The organism is Acetobacterium sp. (assembly GCF_039830195.1).
Lineage (GTDB): Bacteria > Bacillota > Clostridia > Eubacteriales > Eubacteriaceae > Acetobacterium.
In genome coordinates, this window is the sequence record NZ_JBDODG010000011.1 from 24,287 (window position 1) to 47,816 (window position 23,530).

The window sequence follows — 23,530 nt, forward strand, 5'->3', positions numbered from 1 at the left end:
AAAAAAGTAGTACCGACAATTGTTATATCATGTTGTACGCATCGGAGCGGACACGGCGAAGCCTGTCCGATTCCGCGGCGAACAACAGATTAACAATTGGTCGGTACGGTAGTTTATGGATAACCTAAGAGAAACCCCGCGGGGTTTCTCCAGTTACTGCTTTAATTACATTTCTGATTTTTGTTTATAACCCATGTAACGTTCCATAGCTTCTTCTTTTGCCTTATCATAAAGGGTTGCCGAAACTTCTGGGAAGGTCAGTTTTAATGAGGTGTAACGAACTTCTGAATCCAGGAATTCGGTGAATTTGTCCATATCCGGTTCTTTAGAATCGAGGATAAATGGATTTTTTCCCTCGTCTTTCAGGGTTGGATTGAAGCGGTACAGATGCCAGTATCCAGATTCCACAGCAAATGCTTCGTGGGTTTGGGTACGGCTCATGCCGCCTTTAATACCATGGTTGATACAAGGAGCGTAAGCAATGATCAGTGATGGACCATCGTAAGCTTCGGCTTCCTGAAGGGCTTTCATGAATTGGTTCTTATCAGCTCCCATGGCCACTTGAGCCACGTAGACATAACCGTAGGTTGCTGCCATCATACCAAGGTCTTTTTTCTTGATTCGTTCTCCAGCTGAGGCAAATTGTGCCACTGCTGCGGTCGGTGTTGACTTAGAAGCCTGACCACCGGTGTTGGAGTAGATTTCGGTATCCAGTACGAACACGTTGATGTTTTTGCGTGATGCTAAAACATGATCCAGTCCGCCGTAGCCAATATCGTAAGCCCAGCCGTCGCCACCAAAAATCCATTGGGATTTTTTGATCAGGTAAGCCTGATTATCAAGAATAAACTTGGCGTAGGTTGCCAATGCTTCACTTGGTGTATAAGCGGTTAAGGCTTCAACCAGTTTAGCTGAAGCAATTTTTGAAGCTTCCGCATCTTTTCGGCTATCAATCCAGGCTTGTCCGGCTGTTTTTACAGCTTCTGGAGCATCACCAGCGATGATTTCTTTGAGGTAATTTTCAATGGTATCGGCCATTTTTTCAGTGGCCAGCATCATCCCAAAGCCATATTCGGCATTATCTTCAAATAAAGAGTTAGCCCAGGCTGGTCCTTTACCTTCAGCGTTTTTACAGTAAGGTGTAGATGGTGAGGATGCTCCCCAGATTGATGAACAACCGGTAGCATTAGCCACCATCATGCGATCCCCAAACAATTGGGTAATGGTTTTGATATATGGTGTTTCACCACAACCGGCACAGGCACCGGAGAACTCAAGCAATGGCTGGCAGAACTGGCTACCTTTAACTGTTGCTTTATTCATCAGGTTATCTTTAATTTTTACAGTAGTTGCATAGTTCCACATTGGGATTTGTTCAGCCTGGGTATCAATTGGTTCCATTTCCAGCGCTTTGGTTTTTGCCGGGCAGGCATCCTGACAGTTGCCACAACCGGTACAGTCAAGGGTGCTGACCTGGATACGATACTCTAAGCCGTCAAATTGTTTTCCGGTGGCTTTAACTGTTGTAAAGCCTTCTGGTGCCGCAGCTTTTTCACCTGCATCGACTAAAACAGGACGAATGGCAGCGTGTGGGCAGACAAATGAGCACTGGTTACACTGAATACAATTTTCAGGAATCCATTTTGGCACATTAACCGCGATACCCCGTTTTTCGTAAGCAGCTGAACCAGACATAAATGTTCCGTCTTCTACGCCGGTAAACGCTGAAACAGGAATATCATCCCCAGCCAGTCGATTGATCGGACGAAGAATCTTGGTAATGAATTCTGGTACATTTTCTTCAGTTGCGCCTTCAGCTTTAAGATCTTTCCAAACTGCCGGAACATCCACTTTAACCAGAGCATCAATCCCCTGATCAACAGCAGCGTTGTTCATATCAACAATTTTCTGACCTTTTTTACCGTAGGATTTTTGAATCCCCGCTTTAGAGAAGGTAACTGCATCCTCAATTGGAATAATATCGGCCAGTTTAAAGAATGCTGATTGCATAATCATGTTGGTGCGACGACCAAGACCGATTTCTTCAGCAATTTTGGTGGCATTGATGATATAGAAATTAATGTCGTTGTCGGCAATATATTTCTTTAAAGAAGCTGGTAATTTTTCATCCAGTTCGGCAACTTCCCAAACAGTGTTAAGCAGGAATGTTCCGCCTTTTTTCAAACCTTTTAACAGGTCATATTGGTGAACATAGGCTTGGGTCGAGCAGGAAACAAAATCTGAGTTTACAATTAAGTAAGTCGACTTAATTGGTTTTTTACCAAATCGTAAGTGGGATACCGTAACCCCTCCGGATTTTTTGCTATCATAGGAGAAATAACCCTGGGCGTATAAATCGGTGTGATCGCCGATAATTTTAATAGCCGATTTATTGGCACCAACGGTTCCATCAGATCCCAGACCCCAGAATTTACATCCTTTTGTTCCTTCTGGAACAGTATTCAGGTTTTCACCCAGTTCCAGGTTGGTGTGAGTTACGTCATCAACAATCCCGATGGTGAATTTATCTTTGGGCTGAGCCAGTTTTAAATTATCATAAACCGCTTTAATTTGAGCAGGTGTGGTGTCTTTTGAGCTGAGTCCATAACGACCACCAACAATCAATGGTTGGAATTCTTTGCCGTAGAAGACGGTACAGATATCCTGATATAAAGGTTCGCCCAATGAGCCGGGCTCTTTGGTACGGTCTAAGACTGCAATCTTTTTAACTGTTTTTGGCAAGACATTCATTAAATACTCTGGCGCAAAAGGTCTGAATAAGCGAACTTTGATCAAGCCGATTTTTTCGCCCTGAGCCAATAAATAATCAATCGTTTCTTCAATGGTGTCTGTTACAGAACCCATGGCAACGATGATATTTTCGGCATCGTCAGCACCATAGTAATCAAACAAATGGTATTCCCGACCGGTTTCAGCTGATATTTTTTCCATATAGTCAGCCACAATCGCTGGAATATCGTCATAGAATGGATTACACGCTTCTCGCGCCTGGAAGAAAATATCCGGATTCTGAGCGGTTCCCCGGGTGACCGGATGCTCAGGATTTAAGGCATTGTTGCGGAATTCCTGGATAGCATCAAAATCTGCCAGTTTTTTAAAGACATCATAGTCGATGACTTCGATTTTTTGAATTTCGTGTGAAGTTCTGAAACCATCAAAGAAATGCATAAATGGTACCCGGCTTTTAATCGCGGCCAAATGGGCAATCGCGGCCAAGTCCATTACTTCCTGAACGCCACCTGAAGCCAGTAATGCAAAACCAGTTTGACGGCAGGCCATAACATCACCATGATCACCAAAAATGGATAGTGCCTGAGCGGCTAAGGTACGGGCTGTTACATGAAAAACGCCTGGCAACAATTCGCCGGCAATTTTATACATATTCGGGATCATTAATAAAAGTCCCTGTGAAGCAGTAAAGGTGGTGGTTAAGGCACCAGCCGCCAATGAACCGTGAACCGCACCAGCGGCGCCGCCTTCGGATTGCATTTCGGAAACTTTTACTGTTTCACCAAAAATATTTTTTCGTCCCTGTGAAGCCCAAACATCTGCATATTCGGCCATTGGGGATGAAGGGGTAATTGGAAAAATAGCAGCAACCTCGGTGAATGCATACGCAACGTGTGCAGCCGCAGTATTTCCATCCATTGTCATCATTTTTTTAGGCATGATTTTCCTCCTTGAAATTAAAACAAAATGTTTTTGTTGATGGTTTAAATAGCAAAATTTTATCTATAAAATTATATCATATTAGTTTTTGAGTGTATACACTTTAATAAGGGTAATTTTTTGTCGCAATTATTTGGCAATTTTCCACTTGTTTACTCGAAAACGATTAATGTTATACTTTTGATATATTAAATCTCTTTTATTATGGATACGATTGTATGTTCGAGAACTTTTTTCCCTGTAAATTAATTTTTCATAATAATTGACTGCGGATGAACTGTCAAAATGTTCATTAACAGTTCATCAACAGTAATTTTTGTACTTTTAAAACTTTTTTATTATATTAATTGCCTAAAAATCATTGTTTCTTTTTAGCTTCTTTAAATGCCAGTTTCTCTGGTATTAAAAAGTCTGACTGGAATTCGAAACATTCCTTGGCTACCACACTGCTTAAGACGAGCAGACTGATTAAGTTTGGAATGGCCATCATCCCATTCATGGCATCTGATAAGTTCCAGACGATTTCTAGTGCAGTGGTCGCACCGACAAACACAACCAGACAATAAAGAATCCGATAGATCGTTACCGCAATTGGTGCTTTGATTAAATATTCCAGTGACTTTTCGCCATAGTATTCCCAACCTAAAATGGTTGAAAAGGCAAAAAGGGCAATCCCCAGAGTTACAATATAACCGCCAACCGGTCCCAGCGCGGATTGGAAGGCGGCAATGGTAAGATTTGCCCCCATTAAAATTTCGCCGCTGGCATCCAATGTTCCCAAAGCCCCTGAAGAGGCAATTACCAGGCCGGTGATCGTACAGACACAGATGGTATCAAAAAAAGTTCCGGTCATATTGATATAACCTTGTCGTGACGGATGATCTGTTTTTGCTGCGGCAGCAGCGATTGGTGCCGATCCTAAGCCGGCTTCATTGGAGAATACACCCCGGGCCACACCCCAGCGCATAGCCGATAACATCGATGCGATAATGGTTCCGCCAACGCCGCCAGCCATTGCGGTAGGTGAAAAGGCCATGGTAAAAATTTCGGCAATCCCGGCTGGTACGTTTTGAAAATTGATGATGATAACAAGCAGCGCAGCTAGAACATAGAACACGGCCATAAATGGCACGATGACGCCGGCAACCCTACCAATACTCTTGATACCGCCAAGAATAACCAGAAACGCCAACACTGTCAGAATCAGGCCTGTTATCCAGGTGGGTACGCCAAAGGTACCGTTTACGGCTCCGGCAATGGAGTTAGCCTGGGTCATGTTGCCAATCCCGAAGGATGCCACGGTGGCAAATAACGAAAACAGAAAGGCCAGGATCAAACCGATTTTTTTATTCTTGAAGCCATTTTTCATAGCGTACATCGGACCACCAGCCATTTCACCTTTGGCATTTGTTTCCCGATATTTAACGGCCAGAACACTTTCGGCATATTTCGTAGAGAGTCCAAACAGGGCTGATATCCACATCCACACCAGAGCTCCCGGGCCGCCCAGCACCATCGCTGTTGCGACGCCGACGATATTCCCGGTACCGATAGTGGCCGCCAGGGCTGTCATCAGCGATTGGAATGGCGAAATATCGCCGCTGGAGTCATCTTTATGGGTCTTATCCTGTTTGGCAAAGACCGATTTTAACGCATAGCCCAGGTTGAGCCATGGCGCAAATTTTAAACGCACGGTTAAGAAGATACCTGTACCCATTAGCAGTGCCAGCATAATGGGTCCCCAAACAAAATTATTTACAGCTGAAATGATATCCGAAAAATTCATATTGCCCCCTAAAATTTATAAGCTTTGTTATCGATTACAGTTTTGTTTCGATTTTTCTGATAATAAGGGCTTCACCATTACTCACAACAGTGTCACCCTTATTATTAGTTATCTAGAGCTAAATTCTATGTCTTGTTTTTTCGTTTCTTGATTTCTCAATGCTGATGATCAAAATTTTCGTTTCAGGGTTGATTAAAATTTATTCTTAAACCTACAGCAACTCTTCTGCTGGTACATATTCTTTATTTAAGCCTTCAGCTACGCCTTTACAGGTAACATGTCCCTTGTAAGTATTTAATCCTAATAATAGTGCGGGATCTTCTTTCATTGCCGCTTCTGGTCCCTTGTTAACAATTGCCATTAAGTATGGCAGAGTAGATCCGGTCAGTGCATAGGTAGATGTTCTAGGAACGGCACCTGGCATATTGGCAACGGAATAGTGAATTACGCCATGTTTTTCAAAACAGGGATCATCATGGGTTGTGCTGTGATCAATGGTTTCGACTGATCCGCCCTGGTCAATGGCTACATCAACAATAACTGATCCTTTTTTCATATTTTTAACCATCTGTTCAGAAACCAGTTTTGGTGCTTTTTCGCCAGCAACCAATACGCCACTGATCAACAGATCTGATTTCTTAGTCAGTTCTGCCATGTTATAAGGATTACTGATCAGTGTCGAAACCCGACCATTAAAAACGTCGTCTACATAGGTTAATCTTGGTTTGCTGATATCAATGACAGTCACATGAGCACCCAGACCCACGGCCATTTTAGCAGCGTTCATACCAACTGTACCAGCTCCGATAATCATCACCTCTGCTGGCAATACGCCGGTTACACCGCCCAATAACATCCCAACACCGCCATGATAACGCTGCAGCATGGTAGCCCCAACTTGAACTGACATTCTGCCGGCTACTTCACTCATGGGGATCAGTAATGGCAATGATCGATCAGCTAATTGAACCGTTTCATAGGCAATCCCAGTAATTTTTTTCTTCATTAATATATCGGTTAAAGGCAGGTTTGGAGCAAGATGTAGATATGTAAATAAGGTCTGACCTTCTTTCATCAGTTCATATTCTGACTCGATGGGTTCTTTTACTTTTACAATGATGTCAGATTGTTCAAATACTTCTTTGGCCTGTTGCAGGATTACCGCACCTTCGGCAGCATATTCACTGTCTGCAATGCCACTTTCAAGCCCGGCCTTTGTTTCAACTAGAACCTTATGGCCACTCGCCACCAGGGCATGAACACCAGCTGGTGTTACGGATACACGAGACTCATTGTTTTTAATTTCCTTTGGAATACCTACAATCATGATAAAAACCTCCTGTTTTTTTAATTATAAATTTTAAATTTTGATTTAAAAAACCAATACACGTTCTGATCTTCTTAGGGAAGAATGGAATATGTATTCTTGACGGTTGACAGGGTTACAATCGTTTTCGTCTTTTGCACCCCGGGAACTGTTTTAATGCGGTTGAGCACCGCTTCCAGACTTTGGGTATCTTTGGTAATAATTTTAATCAAATAATCATAATCTCCGGCCAGATAATCACATTCAATAATCTCACTCTCATCTTATACCAGGGCGACAAAGCCATCAATAAAACTGGGATGCTTAAGGGATATAAACATATAGGCAACCAGATTCTTATTCATTTTCTGAGTTGATAAAATAACAGTATATTTTTGAATGATACCCGATGAATCTAATTTTCGTATGCGTTCGCTGATTGCCGGAACCGATAAGCTGACTTCACTGGCAATTTCGGAAGCCGTAACTCTGGCATTTTTCTGCAACAGCTTGAGGATTTCAATATCAATTGAATCCATTTATGCTCCTTTCTATTAAAATTATTGAGATCATTATACCCGACTTCACAAATGAATTAAACGTTTTCAACGAATAACAAGTGATCTTTTTGTCAAAAGAAAAAATTACTTTAAATCTTTAATCATTACTGGTAACAAACAGCTCCCATGATTAATTATTTTATCTGCTTCTATTTTCCAATTGAAAAACTGAGGTTAAATCTAAAAAAACTTAAAAAATTAAGCTTTTCGTAACAGGTATTCTAGTTATTATTATTCATTAAGTCGCACAACTACTGATCTCAATCATTAATTTCTTTATTTCACGCTGGTCCGTCGCTTACGACAGACCGGCATGATTGGTTAAGGGATCTGGAGGTCCTGGTTATTCTATTCCAAAGGGTTAAGTTAATTATCTAAACGTTTTTCGATGGCCGCAATGGTTTCGTTGAGTACCTTGATCCTGGCATAATACTTGTTCTGGGCTTCAACAATAATCCAGGGGGCATTGACGGTGGAGGTCTTCAGCAACATTTCATCGACGGCGATTTTATAAACATCCCACTTATCCCGGTTGCGCCAGTCTTCATCGGTAATTTTCCAGTCCTTATCAGGATTTTCCGCCCGACCGGTGAACCGCCGCAATTGTTCATCCTGATCGATTTGGAGCCAGAATTTAATGACAATCGCACCCCAGTCAGAAAGTTGTTTTTCGAATTCATTGATTTCCCGATAACTCCGGTCAAATTCTTCCTGGGTACAAAACCCTTCAATCGGTTCCACCATCACCCGGCCATACCAGGTCCGATCCCAAACGCCCAGATGGCCGTTTTTAGGGATGTCCCGCCAGAAACGCCAGAGGTAATGGTGCCTTCTTTCAATATCGCTGGGGCTGGCGGTGGGATAAACGGTGTAACCCCGAGGATCAAGATTGCGGGTCAGCCTTTTAATACAACCGCCCTTGCCACCGGCATCCCAGCCTTCAAAGCCGACAATCAGCGGAATCCGGCGCCGATAGAGCTCATATTGAAGCAAGCGGATTTTTTTCTGACACTCTTTTATCTGGACCTGGTACTCTTCTTCACCGATGACCTGGTCAAGCCCAATGCCATCCAGAATTTTCGATTGAAAAGGCATGTCACCCACATGGATCAGTGGTTTACGTTCCACCGCCGGGGCCATTTTTACTTCTTCAATGACTTTTTCCAGCCGTGTTTCCAGGACACTCAAAACCTTGATCAGGGCATAGTCTTTTTGTTCGCCTTCAATGATGACCCAGGGGGCACAATCGTTGTCGGTCAGCTCCAGGCCGCGGTTGACCTTTTCATAGAGTTTATCGTAATGCTTGTTTTCTTTTTTATCCCGGGGTGTCACCCGCCAGGAAGTGGCATCGTTGCCCAGCAGTTTATTAAACCGGCGTTTTTGTTCTTTTTTGCTGATATGAATAAAAAATTTAAAAATAATCATCCCGTCATCGGATAGTGCCTGTTCAAATTCATTGGCCTGTTTCATCAGTCCCTGCATATTCAAGGCATCAATCGACTTACGATAGACCAGATCACTGTAATAACTGCGATTAAAAATCGCGATCTGCCCTTTTTCCGGGGTCTTGGTCCAATAGCGCCAGAGGAACGGCCGGAAGATCTCATCCTCATTTTCCTGCTTTTTGAAGTTATGAACCCGGAAGGAGCGCGGATCCATGGGCATCAGCAGTTCATTAATCAGGGTTCCCTTCCCGGCCGCATCCCAGCCTTCAAACAGAATTAAAACCGGGATCCCTATATCGTGAAGGGTCCGTTGCAGCTCGCCTAACCGCACCGTTAGCCGCTCTTTTTCCATACGATAGGTTTCTTTGTCAATTGTGACACCTAAATCAATTTTTTCCAGCATGACAGCCTCCTAATAAATATATTTTTGATTATTATTAAGATACAAAAAAAGGGCGTCTTAAAAGACGCCCCTCATCAACTATATAAATTTTGCATAAATCGTGTCCAGGTTGGGGTTGGACAAGGTTTCCATCACGTAATCGGCATATTCTGAACCGGTTGCGCCGGTTTCCCGGCCGGTGAGGACTAACTTTTTCTCGTATAATCCGCACACATCCAGAGCTTTTTGCAGCTGTTCCGCTTTTTCATTATAACCGATATGGACTAACAGCATCCCGGCTGCCCGGATAATACTGCAGGGATCGGCGTATTGTCCGCGCCCCTCTTCAACCATTCTTGGAGCTGAACCATGAATGGCTTCAAACATCGCATATTGCTTGCCGATGTTGGCTGAACCGGCAGTACCGACGCCACCCTGAAACTCGGCCGCTTCATCGGTTAAGATATCGCCATAGAGATTCGGTAAGACCATTACCTTAAACTGACTGCGTCGTTTTTCATCGACCAGTTTGGCGGTCATAATATCAATATACCAGTCGTCCATTTCGACGGTGGGATAATCTTTGGCAATCGCTTTGGCAGTATCTAAAAACTTACCGTCAGTTGTTTTGATAACGTTGGCTTTGGTAACAACCGTAACCTTGTTTTTTCCTGATTTTTCAGCAAAATCAAAAGCTGCCTTGATGATTCGTTCTGATCCATCCTGGGTAGTGACGGTAAAATCAATCGCTAAATCGTCATTGACATGGATACCCTTGCTGCCAACGGCATATGCTCCTTCGGTGTTTTCCCGATAGAAAGTCCAGTCAATATTCTTTTCCGGTACCGAAACCGGACGAACATTGGCAAACAGATCCAATTCGCGGCGCATGGCCACATTGGCACTTTCAATATTTGGCCAGGGATCACCTTCACGCGGGGTTGTGGTCGGTCCTTTTAAGATAACATCGCAGGTTTTCAGTTCTGCTAAAACGTCATCAGGAATCGCTTTGCCGCAGGCGGCGCGGTTTTCAATGGTCAGACCGTCGATGATTTTAAAGACAATCTTTCCGGTTTTTACATCATCGGTCAGTAAAAACTCCAACACCCGTTGGGCTTCTGAGGTGATAAAGGGTCCAATGCCATCACCACCAACGATGCCGATAATAATTTTATCTTTGCTTGTGAAATCGGTAAAATCCTTTTGCACCTTCATTTTTTCGATGCGGGTCAATTGTTCTTTAATCAGCTCTCCAAAATGGGCCTTTGCTCTTTCAATTTGTTCTTCGACCATATATCCTCCGTCAAATTTATTTATTAGTGTCATATCTAAGCGCTTAAGACAAGCATACAGCCAGTTAAGCTCTGGACATCATATTTTTTAGCCGTTTGATCGGCTGGGTATTTTTAAAAACCAGTTCATGGGTCGCCACAAATTTATCCACGGCGGTGACTACCCAACTGCCGATATTGGCCGGCGGAATGGGCGTCAGCGGAAACATGTGTTTTACGATCATATCGGCCTGTCGTTCATCAATATCAAAATATTTTTCGGCATTTTCAAGTGCTGTTTTGGGATGGGAAAAGCCATGCATTTCCTTGATCCGATTCAGACCCTTGCCTGTTTTAACCTTACCCTGCCATGATTCCAGAAAAAAATCATGGAGCGTTGCGCCCCGGGCGATGGAGGTATAATCCATGCCTAAAAATCTGGCCACACGATAGGAATAATATCCGACTGCAACTGAGTGTTCAAACAAACCATTGCCGTGGTGATCAATTTCTCGTAATTTTTGGAATTCGCTGTGTGTAATAATATCGCCAACAATGGTTTCAAACTCACTATAATACTTTTTTGTTTCCATTGAGACCTTTCTTTGATTGTAATTTTTTGTTATTTTTTCAGCCAAGCTGAACAATAGCTTTAAATATTATAGCATAATATCTTTATTTTAAGTTAAAATAATGGCCGATGTTCTGAAAAAAAACAAAAAAAGATTCGGTTGTTCTTAAAATCGTGGTAAACTAAATAGAAAAGAACAGGAAGGATAAACCATGAAAATTAAAAAAATACTCATCGGAACCGGTGTTGCTCTGGCAACCGGGATGGCCCTGTATCATGCTTGCGTAATCAAAAAAGGCAAAGATTTTGAAGCCAGCTTCGATAAAAGTCCCGGATCCATGGATGAAATCGTGCTCTACGGCGGAAAAATGAAAGACTACCGGGACCAGACCATGCAAGATACCAAAATTGGGGCTTTCTTCGGCGGTATGCAGCTTGATTTTTCTGACGTTGTCACCGAAAAAAATGCCTATCGCATGGATATCAGCATCATCAATGGCGGTCTGAACATCATCGTTCCTGATAACTTTAAATTGAAAATCGTTGACACCTGCAAATTTGGCGGCATTGCCGATCACACCGTTTGCATGGATCCCGAACATGCGGTGGCGCTTTCCGTATTCGCCGACATTACCTGCGGCGGTCTGAATTTTGAAAATGCCCCTGAATAAAATCAGAAAGACCCTCCCCCATAAAAAAACTGAAATCAGGCTAGGTTGATTTCAGTTTTTTATTGACAAAATCTTCAAATTCAATGACATTCATGGGCCTGGCATAAAAGAAGCCCTGGGCGATATCGCAGCCTCTTTCTTTAAGAAAATCCACCTGTTCCTGGGTCTCAACCCCTTCGGCAACCGTAATCAGATCCAGATCCTTGGCCATATTCAGCATACTGGTGATAATCTTTTTGCCACGCACATCGTCCGACGATTCGCTGAAAAAAGCCTTATCCAGTTTTAAAATATCCGCCGGCAGATTTTTCAGGGTGTTGAGGGATGAATATGCCCGGCCGAAATCATCAATGGAAATATGGAAGCCGAAATCCTTTAAATGATTCATGATATCAACCATCTGAACATCATTATCAAAAATGGTTCCTTCGGTCAGTTCAATTTCAATCATTTTCGGATCAATATGATAGCGGCTGGTGATTGCCAATAATTCTTCCGGCAGCAGCATATTTTCCAGATGGAGCCGGGAAAAATTAACCGAGATAATCATATTGGTTAGCTGATCCATTTCCGTTTTCCATTTTTCCAGCAGCTTACACACTTCTTCAAACATATAGGTGTCGATTTTTTTAACAAAACCATTTTTTTCAAATAGGGGAATAAAGTCGTTGGGGGGCAGCATCCCGCGGTCTGGATCATTCCACCGCACCAGGGCCTCAGCACCAATGATCTGCTCATCTGAGAATAAATATTTGGGCTGCAGATACACTTCAAACTCATCATTGCGGAGGGCCATTTCCATTCTGTTCTCAATTTCATTCTCCTGAATCATCACTTGGCGCATCGACTCATCATAAAAGGCGTAACTCACCTGGGAGTTATCTTTAATCGATCGTTTAGCTATATTGGCCCGATCACTGAGGGTATTGATATCCAGATCATCTTCACCGATCAGATAAACACCCATCGAAATATTGACAAGGAATTTCTGTGAATAGCCGTTGATCTCCCGGATCAGATTTTCCACCCGCTGGGAAAACTCTCCATAACCTTCATATTTCATCAATATCGTGAAATTATCGGTGGCCATTCTGGCAAACAGTTCGTCTGCTCGGAGCTGCTTTTCCAGCATTGATGCAATGGCGGTGAGTATCTCGTTGCCCAGCTGATGTCCATATAAATCATTGATGGCCTTAAACTTATCAATATCAAAAATAATCATCGCATAGTGGTCGGTCTGATTTGTGGCAAATATATTTTCAAAATCTCTTTTAAACTTAATCCAATTGGGACAGCCGGTCAGCGAATCAAAATCCTGGAGCCGTCTTAATTTGATAATTTCTTTTTTAAGGTCAGCGACGGTAAAGTTACTGATCAGGTTGATGATAAAGATTCCCGTAAACCCCAGGCCATAGAAAACCATTCGCATGGTTTCCTCCTGAGCCGGCAGGGAAAAAGATATAGTGTTAAACAGTGCCGTCATGATGACCAAAAAAAACAACGCAAAGCTGAGGATTAAAAACTTTTTTTCGTTATACTGCTTCACATTACCTCCTAAATTGTCAAATCTATTTGAGTAACTGGCTAACTTATAAAAGTCCCTTTAGCTTTGCGTCACTGTTTCACAACAGTTTTGCCCTATGATTCTATTTTCTTTTTCATTGCCCCTTAGGAGCATAATCGACTATTTGTATTGTATTTTTTAATATTGTATCATAAATGTAACGATTTGTCTTGTGAAAATTGTAAACTTTCGATTTAATCTTTTTCTGCCCCAAGACTTTTAAACAAACCGCGTGGGGTTCCTAAAACCGTTCTTCCAGCTCAGCGGTCAAGTCTTCATAGCCCGGCTTATGGAGCAGCGCAAACATGTTCTTTTTATAAGCTTCCACACCCGGCTGATCAAAAGGGTTTACTCCCAGCAGATAGCCGTTTAAGCCACAGGCCTTTTCGAAGAAATAAATCAATTTACCAATATGAAAGGCATCCAATTTTTTGAGCGTGATAATGCCATTGGGGACACCCCCATCGACATGGGCCAGTAATGTACCCATAAAGGCTTTTTCATTTACCGCATCGATTTCCCAACCGGTCAGATAGTTCAGTCCTTCGAGATTTTTTTCATCCTGGAACACCTTGATCACCGATTGATCATCCTCGATGACAACCACGGTTTCAAAATGATTTTTGGGTCCATCCTGAATCATCTGTCCCAGCGAATGAAGATCGGTGGAGAAATGGGCCGAGGCCGGAAAGAGACCCTTGCCGTCTTTGCCATCACTTTCACCAAATAATTGTTTCCACCATTCCGCCAGATACTCCAGTGAGGGATCATAATCCACTAAAATCTCAATATTCTTGCCGCGATTGTAAAGTACATTCCGATACAGGGCATATTGAAAACAGGGATTCTTTTCAAACTTCGGTTTGTTATAATCCTCATAACCAGATTTTCCCCCATCCATCAGGGCATCAATATCAATTCCTGCCGCTGCAATCGGCAACAAACCGACGGCGGTATAAACCGAATAACGACCGCCAATATCGTCGGGAATCACAAAGGTTTCATAGCCTTCTTCATCGGCCATGAACTTTAACGCCCCTTTAGCTGCATCAGTGGTGACAAAGATTCGCTCCCTGGCGCCGTCTTTACCATATTTTTCTTCCAGAAATTTTTTAAAAAAGCGAAAAGCCATGGCCGGTTCAGTGGTGGTTCCGGATTTTGAAATGACATTGACACAAACCTCCTGATCTTTCAGCAAGGCCAGCAGATTTTCCAGATATTTGCCGCTGATATTTTGACCGGCAAAATATATTTTAGGTGCCTTCCGCACGGATCGGGGTTCTTCATTATAAAAGGGGCTGGTTAAAGCCGATATCACCGCTTTAGCACCCAGATATGATCCGCCAATACCAATAACCACCAGGGCATCACAGCGATCCTGGATTTTTTGGGCGGCTTCCTTGATCCGGGCAAATTCATCCTGATCATATTTTACCGGATAGTCAACCCATCCCAGAAAGTCGTTGCCGACCCCGGTTTTATTCATTAATTCATCATTAGCTTTCGCCAACTGGTCAAACCGGCTTTCAAATTCACTGGGATCTATATTTGCATAAGAGAGATCAAAACGAATACTCATATTTTTTACCTTCTTTCTTACTACGAATGAAATGTGTTTTCATTTTACTACATTATTAATTGGAGTGTCAATTGATGTTCGCCTATCTATCTGAAAGAAAGTTGAAATTCGGCGAATCTTCTGACCAATCCCCTCATAAGAGGTGACTTTTTTTATTTGATATGTTAAAATAATCAAAATCAATAAAAGAAGAGGTGTAAAATGGAAACGCGAATACTGGGAAAAACCGGATTAGAAGTGTCCCTTATTGGGTTTGGTGGTATTCCAATTCAACGCTGTAACCAATGGGAAGTCGACGAAATTGTTGAAAATCTTATTGAAGAAGGAGTTAATTTCATTGACACTGCCAGAGCTTACACCAATAGTGAAGAAATGATAGGGGAATCCCTGAAACAGTGGGGCCGGGAACATTTTTATCTGGCCACTAAAACCCCCAAGCTCAGCTATGAAGACGTCATGGCAGATGTTAAAGCCAGTCTGGCTGAATTACAGACAGATACCATTGATTTATATCAGTTCCATAATGCCAAAACGATGGCTGCCTATGAAACCATTATGGGCCCCCAGGGCGGTTATGAAGCACTGGTCGAATGTAAAAAAAAGGGATTGATTAAACATATCGGTATCACCTCCCATAGTTATGAGGTGTTGGACCGGGCTCTGGAAGAGGATAAATTCGAAACCATTCAATTTCCTTATAATATAGTAGAAAATCGAGGAGCACCCCTCTTCGAAAAAGCTAAAAGCAAAAATGTCGGCGTGATCATCATGAAACCACTAGCCGGTGGAGCATTTCTCCACGCCAACTACGCTCTGCGCTGGGTCGCCGAAAATCCCAATATTTCTGTCTTGATCCCTGGCATGGATTCCGTTAAACAGGTGTTGAAAAACACCAAAGTCGGCAATGACTTTGTACCCTTGTCTGATGACGAACGCCAAACCCTGGAAGCTGATGCCAAAGCGCTTGGTAAAACCTTCTGCCGCCGCTGCGGCTATTGCGCTCCCTGTCCCCAGGGCATTGATATCCCGATGCAGTTTATTGTCGAGGGGTATTACCGCCGTTACGATCTGGAAGAATGGGCGCTGGACCGCTATCGCAGTTTTGCTGCCAACGCCTCAGATTGTATTCAATGCGGCGAATGCGAACCCCGCTGTCCCTACAATCTGCCGATCCGGGAGATGCTGACAAAAACCCGGGAGCTGTTTGATCCGCTGGTTTAAAACGTTTATAAAATACAAAAGGTCAAAATCCCATCGATGGGGATTTTGACCTTTTGCGTTATTTGCTTTTCTTTTTATTACTTCTTAGTCGCACAGATACAAACGACCCAGCGCATCAGCGGCCATAATGGCGGCGTAAACGGTGTCGGCATCCACATCAAAGGGCATGTTGTGAATGGTTTCGCCAGGATCAGCCGCAGCTACCGCCACCGCCATAATTTTTTCTGGAGTTGGTTCGGTACAGCCCAATTCGCCCAGAGTAATTGGCAGACCCACTGATAAACAGAAATCAATGACTTCTTCAATATCTTCGAGGGATCGGTTTTCCATCACCAGCTGAACCAGGGTTCCAAAAGCAACTTTTTCGCCGTGATACATATGGTGGCATTCCGGTAACACGGTTAAGCCGTTATGGATAGCATGACAGGCTGCCAGGCCGCCACTTTCAAAACCAACCCCACTGAGGTAGGTATTCGCTTCAATAACATTTTCAACCGCCGGAGTACAGGTGGCTGCTTCAACTGCCAGCTTCGCTTTTAAGCCATCTTCAATTAAAATATCATAGCATAAGCTTGCCAAAGCCAGTGCCGATCGGGTTGGGTGAGCGCCAGACATCGTGGTTCCGTTGGAATCCACAGTCGCCTGAGCTTCAAAATAGGTAGCCAATGCATCGCCCATCCCCGCCACAAAGAGTCGAGCCGGAGCTGCTTTAATGATGTCGGTATCCATAACCACAATTTCTGGATTTTTAGGCAGCACTAAATACTCATCAAAAACGCCGTCTTCAGTGTAAATAACCGATAAAGCCGAGCAGGGAGCATCGGTGGAGGCAATGGATGGTGCGATCACAACCGGCAATTTCTCATAGTGGGCCGTTGCTTTGGCCGTATCCAGAGTTTTCCCCCCGCCAATCCCAACGACCACGTCACAACCTTCAGCTTTGACAATTTCCTGCAGCCGGGCGATTTCGACCTTTGAGCATTCGCCGTTAAATTTTTCGGGTGTAAATTTAATTCCCGCAGCTTGAAAACTGGCTTTTAATTCGTCCGCTTTGGTTCGCATCATGGTTCCGCTCATTAAGACCAACGCTGATGTTCCAAACTTTCCTACATGTTCCGGTAATTTACCAACTTCTCCGGCACCTTGAACATAACGGCTGGGAGACATAATAATTTTTTGCATTTTCTACCTCCGAAAATAAATTTATTTCGTTATTATTATATCAAATAATCATGGCGATGAATTCGTTATCATCTAAAAAATACAGTCCAGCGCTGATACTATTATTTGCCCAATTTTCTTTTTTTTACCCATTCTTAATGTTTTCAGTAATTTTTTGTTTCGCTCTATAACTTTTTCAGTTAAACACGCAGTTGTAAAAATAGAGAGACCAACCAAACCGAAGAAGGTAAGGTTGGTCTCATTAGTAGTTCTAATTTTAGGCCATATAGAAATCCCCGTTGGGATCCACATCAATGGTGATGGCCTGCCCTTCGTGGACGTTGCCTTTGATGATTTCTTTGCCGACCATGGTTTCGATGTGTTTTTGCAGGTAGCGTTTCAGTGGTCGGGCGCCGTAGGCCGGGTCAAAGCCCATTTCGATGACAGCATCAATGGCTTGCTGAGTCAGAGTGACGGTGATGCGGCGTTCTTCCAGTCGTTTCTGCAAATCTTTTAAGAGCAGGGTGACAATCTTCCCGATGGCTTCCTTGTTGAGTGGCTTGTAGAGGACAATTTCATCAATCCGGTTTAAAAACTCCGGTCGGAAATAGCTCTTTAACAATTCCATCACCGCGGCTTCGGTTTTTTCGGTAATTTCGCCAAAAGCATTGATCCCTTCCAGCAGATATTCGGAGCCGATGTTGGAGGTCATGATGATGATGGTATTTTTAAAATCCACGGTTCGTCCCTGGGAATCGGTAATTCGGCCATCATCAAGAATCTGCAGCAGGATATTGAAAACATCCTTATGGGCTTTTTCAATTTCGTCAAGTAAGATGACTGAATAGGGCTTACGGCGGACGGCTTCGGTCAGTTGTCCGCCTTCTTCATAACCGACATATCCCGGAGGTGCCCCGATTAGACGGGAGACCGAGAATTTTTCCATGTATTCGCTCATATCGATGCGGATCATGTTTTCTTCGCTATCAAAAAGGGTGGCGGCCACGGCTTTGGCCAGCTCGGTTTTACCAACCCCGGTGGGGCCCAGGAACAGGAAGCTCCCGATCGGACTGTTGGGGTTTTTAATCCCAGCCCGGGAACGGATGATGGCATCAACCACTTTGAGGATCGGTTCTTCCTGACCGATAACCCGTTGTTTCAGGGTATCTTCCAGGGCCAGCAGTTTTTCCCGCTCGCCGGAGACCAGCTTGCTTAAGGGGATGTTGGTCCAGTCGGAAATGATCTCGGCGATTTCTTCTTCGGTGACCTTTTCCCGTTTGAGACTGTCTTCATCGCCTTTTTCATCGGCTTTTCGCTTGATCTCTTCGATTTTGGCGGTTTTTTCAGGGATTAAACCATATTCCAACTCGGAAGCCTTACGGTAGTCCCCTTCCCGGATCGCTTTTTCCCGTTCGTAGGTGAGCTGGTTCAGTTCTTCCTGTAGGGATTTTAGCGTATCGGCGGACTGCTTTTCATTTTCCCATTGCATACTCATGGTGTTGAAGCGTTCTTTATATTCAGCCAGCTCTTTCTGGAGCCGTTCCAGCCGTTCCTTACTAAGAGTATCCTTTTCTTTTTTTAGGGCCACTTCTTCAATTTCCAGCTGCATCATTTTACGGCGGACCTCGTCCATTTCTTCGGGCATTGAGTCCATTTCGGTACGGATCTTGGCACAGGCTTCATCAATCAGGTCGATGGCTTTATCCGGCAGGAACCGGTCGGAGATGTAGCGGTTTGACAGGGTAGCAGCGGCCACCAGAGCGGTATCCAGAATCTGGACGCCGTGGTAACGTTCATAGGTGTCTTTTAACCCTCGAAGAATCGAAATGGTATCTTCCACCGTCGGCTCGTCAACCAGCACCGGTTGGAAACGTCGTTCCAGCGCCGGGTCTTTTTCAATGTACTGGCGGTATTCGTCCAGGGTGGTGGCGCCGATACAGTGGAGCTCGCCCCGAGCCAGCATCGGTTTTAACATGTTCCCGGCATCCATGGCGCCTTCGGTTTTGCCGGCGCCAACAATGTTGTGGAGCTCATCAATAAACAGGACGATTTCACCGTTGCTGTCGACCACTTCTTTTAATACCGCTTTCAATCGTTCTTCAAACTCGCCCCGGTATTTGGCCCCGGCTACTAACGCGCCCAGATCTAAAGCAATGATCCGTTTGTCTTTTAGTCCTTCCGGCACATCGCCAGCCACAATTCGCATTGCCAGCCCTTCGACGATGGCGGTTTTTCCAACCCCCGGTTCGCCGATCAACACCGGATTGTTCTTGGTTTTCCGGCTTAAGATCCGGATGGCATGGCGGATTTCGGCATCCCGACCGATAACCGGATCCAGTTTGTTGTCAATGGCATCCTGAACCAGATCATGGCCGTATTGGCTCAGCGCCTCATAGGTAACTTCGGGATGATCATTGACCACCCGCTGTCCGCCGCGGACTTCTTTTAAGACATTTTCGACATCTTTTTTGTTAATGCCATAACGTTCCAGAATCTCCACGGTTTTGGATTTTTTGCCGAGACTGTATAGCGCCAGCAAAATACACTCCACCGAGATATACTGGTCATCCAGTTTTTTTGCTTCTTTATAAGATTCGTTCAAAACCTTGTCCGTGTCGGCGCTGATATAGATCTTGCCCTGTTCCCGGCCGGGCCCCGAGACGCTGGGTTTCTTGCCAATTTCCCGGCGTAGTTCATCGGCAATGGTGTGGGAGTTCTTACCCAATCGGTCAAAGATCCGCCCGACCACGCCGTTTTCCTGAGTAATCAGGCCCATCAACAGATGTTCCGGCTCGATTTCCATGTGGTTGTATTCTCCGGCGATCAGCTCCGCCGTTTTGATTGCTTCTAATGATTTTTGGGTGAATAAATTCATATCCATAATTGTACCTCGTTTTAAATAATTTTATTTAATTTCAAAATAATCGATGCAGTTAGTACCGACAACGGTAGCGAAGTGCTAACCTAAAGTTCACACCTAATCGTGGTTTCTTTTTTTGTAATCCTCCCGGTAAATGGTTTCCAGGATGGTGAGCAGATCTTTTTCTTCGGCTTCATCGACTTTTGAAAAATAGACGTTCATCGCCCGGTCGATCATTTTTAGGTAGCGGGTCAGATTGTCGGTGACGGTTTCGATGTCCTGGGTCAGCTCACCCTCATCTTCAAAGGCCCGGACAAATTTGTGATTGGTCAGGTTTTCTGCCAAATCTCCATGATCCGCTCGTTGGGCTTTTTCAATGCCGGAAATCAGCTTGAAAAACTCATCAAAATGATCATTCAGATTTTCAGATTTAGTTCGGGAACTTATTTTCAGCACCGCATATTTTCCCCGCTTGCTACTGATAAATTCGTAACTGTAGCGGACCTTGGGTCGGTACTTATATTTCAGACTTTTACCGAATTGAATGCTGGAATTTTTATTGATCTGACTCACCGACAGGGTATCACTGAAGTTTTCGTCCAGCTGTCCCAGAATTTTCTGAATTTTCTGTTCTGGCGTTACCAGGCCGATTTTTTCAGCCAGTATATCATTGATCAGTTGGGAGCGGTTGGTATTGTTCTCGTAGGCAATTTGGTCTATCTTCTCAACTATTTCATCGAATAGCATTAAACTGTATACACTTTTTATCATATCATCACTCCTTTTATATAAATTATAATTCGATAATATTCTTTAGTCAACCAGTTTATATATTTCGTAACACAATTTATGTGTTAGCTTAGATTTATTTAAGGCGCACAAGGGTAAGGCGCACAAGGGGACGGTTCTTTTGTGTCCATTTTTTTAAATATTATGGTAGACACAAGAAAAACCGTCCCCTTGTGCTTCACTTCCTTATATTGCATACCCGATTTTTGCCGGCTTAATCTTCTGCCGCAACGACAAAAAAGACCTGAATGCGGTGATTGCATTCAGGTCTCTTATTAGACTAAATTAAATGGTTAAAATTCTGTTTAGATTAAGAACAATGGTGCAAATACCAATGATACGATGGTCATCAGTTTGATCAGAATATTGATGGAAGGTCCGGAAGTATCTTTGAAAGGATCTCCAACGGTATCGCCAACAACAGCAGCTTTATGGGCATCACTGCCTTTTCCGCCATGAGCGCCGCCTTCAATAAATTTCTTGGCATTATCCCAGGCACCACCGGCATTTGCCATAAAGATGGCCATTAATACCCCGGTAACCAGAGCGCCGGCTAACAGTCCACCCAGTGCGTCAGCACCAAGGATCAGCCCCATTGCTAAAGGCGCAGCAACGGCCATTAAACCCGGTACGATCATTTGACGGAGTGCAGCAGCGGTAGAAATATCAACGCATTTAGCATAATCCGGTTTTTCGGTACCCGCCATAATTCCTGGAAATTCCCGGAACTGACGACGCACTTCTTCGATCATTTCATTGGCTGCAGAACCAACTGCTTCCATTGTTAAGGCTGAGAACAGGAATGGTAACATCCCACCGATAAACATACCGATGATAACGTTAGGATTTAAGATGTCAATGCTTTCCAAACCAACAGTTTGAGCATAAGAAGCAAATAAAGCTAAAGCAGTTAATGCTGCCGAACCAATCGCAAAACCTTTACCGATGGCTGCGGTGGTATTACCTACGGCATCCAGCTTGTCAGTGATTTCACGAACTTCTTTTGGCATTTCTGCCATTTCAGCAATCCCACCAGCATTATCGGCAATTGGACCGTAAGCATCAACAGCAATGGTCATTCCACAAGTGGAAAGCATCCCGACCGCTGCTAAAGCAATACCGAAAAGGCCGAAAGATGCATAGGCAACGAAAATTGCAACTGACATCGCTAAAATCGGGAACATGGTTGATTTCATCCCAACTGACAGACCGCTGATAATGGTGGTCGCAGCACCGGTTTCTGATTGCTGGGCAATGTGTTGAACCGGTTTATAATGCTCTGATGTATAATACTCAGTCAATTTACCAATAACAATCCCCACGGCTAACCCGGCGACAATCGCAATAAATGCCGAATATCCGCCTGTAAAGTAGTTAGACAGGAAGAAAGAAGCGATTACCACCAGAATACCACTGACATAGGTTCCCATGTCCAGCGCCCGTTGTGGGTTTGAACCTTCTTTACCACGAACAAAGAAAGATCCGATGATTGATGCAAAAATTCCAGTTGCTGCTAAAAGCATTGGGAATAAAATACCATTATAACCATCAAGCACTAAAACACCTAAGGTAATTGCTGAGATAATTGAACCAACATAAGACTCGAATAAATCCGAACCCATACCGGCAACATCACCAACGTTATCACCAACGTTATCAGCGATAACAGCAGGATTACGTGGATCATCTTCAGGAATACCGGCTTCAACCTTACCAACCAGGTCAGCTCCGACATCGGCAGCTTTGGTATAGATACCACCGCCAACACGACCGAACAAGGCAATAGAAGATGCACCCAGACCAAAACCGGTTACAATGGTTACATCACCAAATAATAAGTACAGGACACTGACGCCCAATAACCCCAGACCAACAACGCACATACCCATAACCGCACCGCCGGAAAAAGCTACTGAAAGCGCTTTGTTCATCCCGCTGGTTTGAGCTGCATTGGCAGTTCTGACGTTGGCTTTAGTCGCTACCTGCATACCGAAGAATCCGGCCAGGATTGAAAAAATAGCCCCAACCAGGAAACATACCGCAGTGGTAAAACCTAAACCAGGTGTAACCGTCAAAATAATAAATAAGACAGCTACAAAGATTGCGATCATTTTATATTCACGTTTTAAGAATGCCATAGCACCTTCGTGGATATATCCCGCGATTTCTTTCATTCTGTCTGTACCGGCGTCTACTGCAGTTACGCGTTTTGCAAAAATAAGCGCAACAAGCAACGCCACGACTCCAATAGCTGGAGCCAGAAACAATAATTCCATTCTCAATTTCCCCCTGTAAGTTTTTGCATCTCTCTAATTCAGATGCCTGTTATGATACGATTGAATAAACGAATGCCGACAACATGAATAAAACGCCTGAGATTTTGGTTGCTTTTTCTAAAACTCCTTCAAATCCCTTTGCTTTTTTCTTTCCAAATAAGGTCTCAGCACCACCTGCGATGGCTCCTGACATCCCTGCTGTTTTTCCTGGCGACAAAAGTATCGCGGCAACAAGAACAAGGCTGGAAATTATTAAAACTACCAGTAAAGCTTCTTTCATTAGTATCACCTCCGTAAATAATCGTGCACGTTATAATATCATAACCAAAAAACATTTTCAATCATAAAAAAAGTCTCAGTCGAGACTTTTCCTATGTAAACGGTCACAGCTTTCAGAT

The 23,530-nt window shown here is 43.8% G+C and carries 17 protein-coding genes and 1 riboswitch; of the genes, 2 read left to right on the forward strand and 15 right to left on the reverse strand.

The annotated features are described in order from the left end of the window. Positions 1-165 precede the first annotated feature (165 nt). The 8 genes from nifJ to ABGU93_RS03820 form a co-directional block, all read right to left on the reverse strand. Positions 166-3,690, reverse strand: a complete 3,525-nt coding sequence (gene nifJ, locus ABGU93_RS03785; protein ID WP_347412171.1) for a pyruvate:ferredoxin (flavodoxin) oxidoreductase — start codon at positions 3,688-3,690, stop codon at positions 166-168. A gap of 358 nt (positions 3,691-4,048) precedes the next feature. Next, positions 4,049-5,476 carry a sodium:alanine symporter family protein gene (locus ABGU93_RS03790; protein ID WP_347412172.1) on the reverse strand — a complete coding sequence of 476 codons (1,428 nt, stop codon included), beginning with the start codon at positions 5,474-5,476 and terminating at the stop codon, positions 4,049-4,051. Between the two features lie 211 nt (positions 5,477-5,687). Continuing rightward, positions 5,688-6,803: an alanine dehydrogenase gene (gene ald / locus ABGU93_RS03795; protein ID WP_347412173.1), complete on the reverse strand. Its 1,116-nt coding sequence runs from the start codon at positions 6,801-6,803 to the stop codon at positions 5,688-5,690. Between the two features lie 74 nt (positions 6,804-6,877). After that, on the reverse strand, positions 6,878-7,054 hold the full coding sequence (locus tag ABGU93_RS03800; protein WP_347412363.1) for an Lrp/AsnC ligand binding domain-containing protein: 177 nt from the start codon (positions 7,052-7,054) through the stop codon (positions 6,878-6,880). Between the two features lie 12 nt (positions 7,055-7,066). Further along, positions 7,067-7,321, reverse strand: coding sequence for a winged helix-turn-helix transcriptional regulator (locus ABGU93_RS03805; protein ID WP_347412174.1), 255 nt, complete (start codon positions 7,319-7,321; stop codon positions 7,067-7,069). A gap of 387 nt (positions 7,322-7,708) precedes the next feature. Next, positions 7,709-9,190, reverse strand: coding sequence for a polyphosphate:AMP phosphotransferase (gene pap / locus ABGU93_RS03810; RefSeq protein WP_347412175.1), 1,482 nt, complete (start codon positions 9,188-9,190; stop codon positions 7,709-7,711). Between the two features lie 78 nt (positions 9,191-9,268). Next, complete coding sequence (locus ABGU93_RS03815; RefSeq protein WP_347412176.1) at positions 9,269-10,462, reverse strand: isocitrate/isopropylmalate family dehydrogenase; 1,194 nt, start codon at positions 10,460-10,462, stop codon at positions 9,269-9,271. Between the two features lie 64 nt (positions 10,463-10,526). Further along, entirely contained in the window at positions 10,527-11,033 is a 507-nt protein-coding gene (locus ABGU93_RS03820; RefSeq protein ID WP_347412177.1) for a phosphohydrolase, read from the reverse strand. 190 nt (positions 11,034-11,223) lie between these two features. On the opposite strand from ABGU93_RS03820, the gene ABGU93_RS03825 reads away from it, so the two are divergent. Next, on the forward strand, positions 11,224-11,682 hold the full coding sequence (locus ABGU93_RS03825) for a LiaF domain-containing protein (protein ID WP_347412178.1): 459 nt from the start codon (positions 11,224-11,226) through the stop codon (positions 11,680-11,682). A 40-nt stretch (positions 11,683-11,722) separates the two neighbouring features. On the opposite strand, the gene ABGU93_RS03830 is transcribed toward ABGU93_RS03825, so the two are convergent. Both ABGU93_RS03830 and ABGU93_RS03835 read right to left on the reverse strand, forming a co-directional pair. Next, positions 11,723-13,228 (reverse strand): bifunctional diguanylate cyclase/phosphodiesterase, encoded by a 1,506-nt coding sequence (locus ABGU93_RS03830; protein WP_347412179.1) that lies wholly within the window; start codon positions 13,226-13,228, stop codon positions 11,723-11,725. Positions 13,229-13,254: 26 nt separating this feature from the next. Next, a riboswitch (cyclic di-GMP riboswitch) is annotated at positions 13,255-13,330 on the reverse strand. Positions 13,331-13,487: 157 nt separating this feature from the next. Continuing rightward, complete coding sequence (locus tag ABGU93_RS03835; RefSeq protein WP_347412180.1) at positions 13,488-14,825, reverse strand: glucose-6-phosphate isomerase; 1,338 nt, start codon at positions 14,823-14,825, stop codon at positions 13,488-13,490. Between the two features lie 201 nt (positions 14,826-15,026). Here ABGU93_RS03835 and ABGU93_RS03840 point away from each other — a divergent pair, with 201 nt between their 5' ends. After that, positions 15,027-16,046 carry an aldo/keto reductase gene (locus tag ABGU93_RS03840; RefSeq protein ID WP_347412181.1) on the forward strand — a complete coding sequence of 340 codons (1,020 nt, stop codon included), beginning with the start codon at positions 15,027-15,029 and terminating at the stop codon, positions 16,044-16,046. Positions 16,047-16,130: 84 nt separating this feature from the next. On the opposite strand, the gene ABGU93_RS03845 is transcribed toward ABGU93_RS03840, so the two are convergent. The 5 genes from ABGU93_RS03845 to secG form a co-directional block, all read right to left on the reverse strand. Further along, a complete protein-coding gene (locus tag ABGU93_RS03845) occupies positions 16,131-17,228 on the reverse strand; it encodes a glycerol dehydrogenase (RefSeq protein WP_347412182.1) in 1,098 nt (365 codons plus the stop codon). A 256-nt stretch (positions 17,229-17,484) separates the two neighbouring features. Further along, complete coding sequence (clpB, locus tag ABGU93_RS03850; protein ID WP_347412183.1) at positions 17,485-20,088, reverse strand: ATP-dependent chaperone ClpB; 2,604 nt, start codon at positions 20,086-20,088, stop codon at positions 17,485-17,487. A gap of 96 nt (positions 20,089-20,184) precedes the next feature. Then, a complete protein-coding gene (locus tag ABGU93_RS03855; RefSeq protein WP_347412184.1) occupies positions 20,185-20,838 on the reverse strand; it encodes a hypothetical protein in 654 nt (217 codons plus the stop codon). 323 nt (positions 20,839-21,161) lie between these two features. Further along, the gene (locus ABGU93_RS03860; RefSeq protein ID WP_347412185.1) at positions 21,162-23,132 is read right to left on the reverse strand and encodes a sodium-translocating pyrophosphatase; all 1,971 of its coding nucleotides are present in this window, start codon (positions 23,130-23,132) and stop codon (positions 21,162-21,164) included. 49 nt (positions 23,133-23,181) lie between these two features. Continuing rightward, positions 23,182-23,412: a preprotein translocase subunit SecG gene (secG, locus tag ABGU93_RS03865; RefSeq protein WP_026394847.1), complete on the reverse strand. Its 231-nt coding sequence runs from the start codon at positions 23,410-23,412 to the stop codon at positions 23,182-23,184. Between the last annotated feature and the right edge of the window lie 118 nt (positions 23,413-23,530).

Excerpts from the sequence above, each read along its gene's own strand:
- nifJ (WP_347412171.1), bottom strand. The coding sequence starts at position 3,690 with ATGCCTAAAAAAATGATGACAATGGATGGAAATACTGCGGCTGCACAC.
- ABGU93_RS03790 (WP_347412172.1), bottom strand. The coding sequence starts at position 5,476 with ATGAATTTTTCGGATATCATTTCAGCTGTAAATAATTTTGTTTGGGGA.
- ald (WP_347412173.1), bottom strand. The coding sequence starts at position 6,803 with ATGATTGTAGGTATTCCAAAGGAAATTAAAAACAATGAGTCTCGTGTA.
- ABGU93_RS03805 (WP_347412174.1), bottom strand. The coding sequence starts at position 7,321 with ATGGATTCAATTGATATTGAAATCCTCAAGCTGTTGCAGAAAAATGCC.
- pap (WP_347412175.1), bottom strand. The coding sequence starts at position 9,190 with ATGCTGGAAAAAATTGATTTAGGTGTCACAATTGACAAAGAAACCTAT.
- ABGU93_RS03815 (WP_347412176.1), bottom strand. The coding sequence starts at position 10,462 with ATGGTCGAAGAACAAATTGAAAGAGCAAAGGCCCATTTTGGAGAGCTG.
- ABGU93_RS03820 (WP_347412177.1), bottom strand. The coding sequence starts at position 11,033 with ATGGAAACAAAAAAGTATTATAGTGAGTTTGAAACCATTGTTGGCGAT.
- ABGU93_RS03825 (WP_347412178.1), top strand. The coding sequence starts at position 11,224 with ATGAAAATTAAAAAAATACTCATCGGAACCGGTGTTGCTCTGGCAACC.
- ABGU93_RS03835 (WP_347412180.1), bottom strand. The coding sequence starts at position 14,825 with ATGAGTATTCGTTTTGATCTCTCTTATGCAAATATAGATCCCAGTGAA.
- ABGU93_RS03840 (WP_347412181.1), top strand. The coding sequence starts at position 15,027 with ATGGAAACGCGAATACTGGGAAAAACCGGATTAGAAGTGTCCCTTATT.
- ABGU93_RS03845 (WP_347412182.1), bottom strand. The coding sequence starts at position 17,228 with ATGCAAAAAATTATTATGTCTCCCAGCCGTTATGTTCAAGGTGCCGGA.
- clpB (WP_347412183.1), bottom strand. The coding sequence starts at position 20,088 with ATGGATATGAATTTATTCACCCAAAAATCATTAGAAGCAATCAAAACG.
- ABGU93_RS03855 (WP_347412184.1), bottom strand. The coding sequence starts at position 20,838 with ATGATAAAAAGTGTATACAGTTTAATGCTATTCGATGAAATAGTTGAG.
- ABGU93_RS03860 (WP_347412185.1), bottom strand. The coding sequence starts at position 23,132 with ATGGAATTATTGTTTCTGGCTCCAGCTATTGGAGTCGTGGCGTTGCTT.
- secG (WP_026394847.1), bottom strand. The coding sequence starts at position 23,412 with ATGAAAGAAGCTTTACTGGTAGTTTTAATAATTTCCAGCCTTGTTCTT.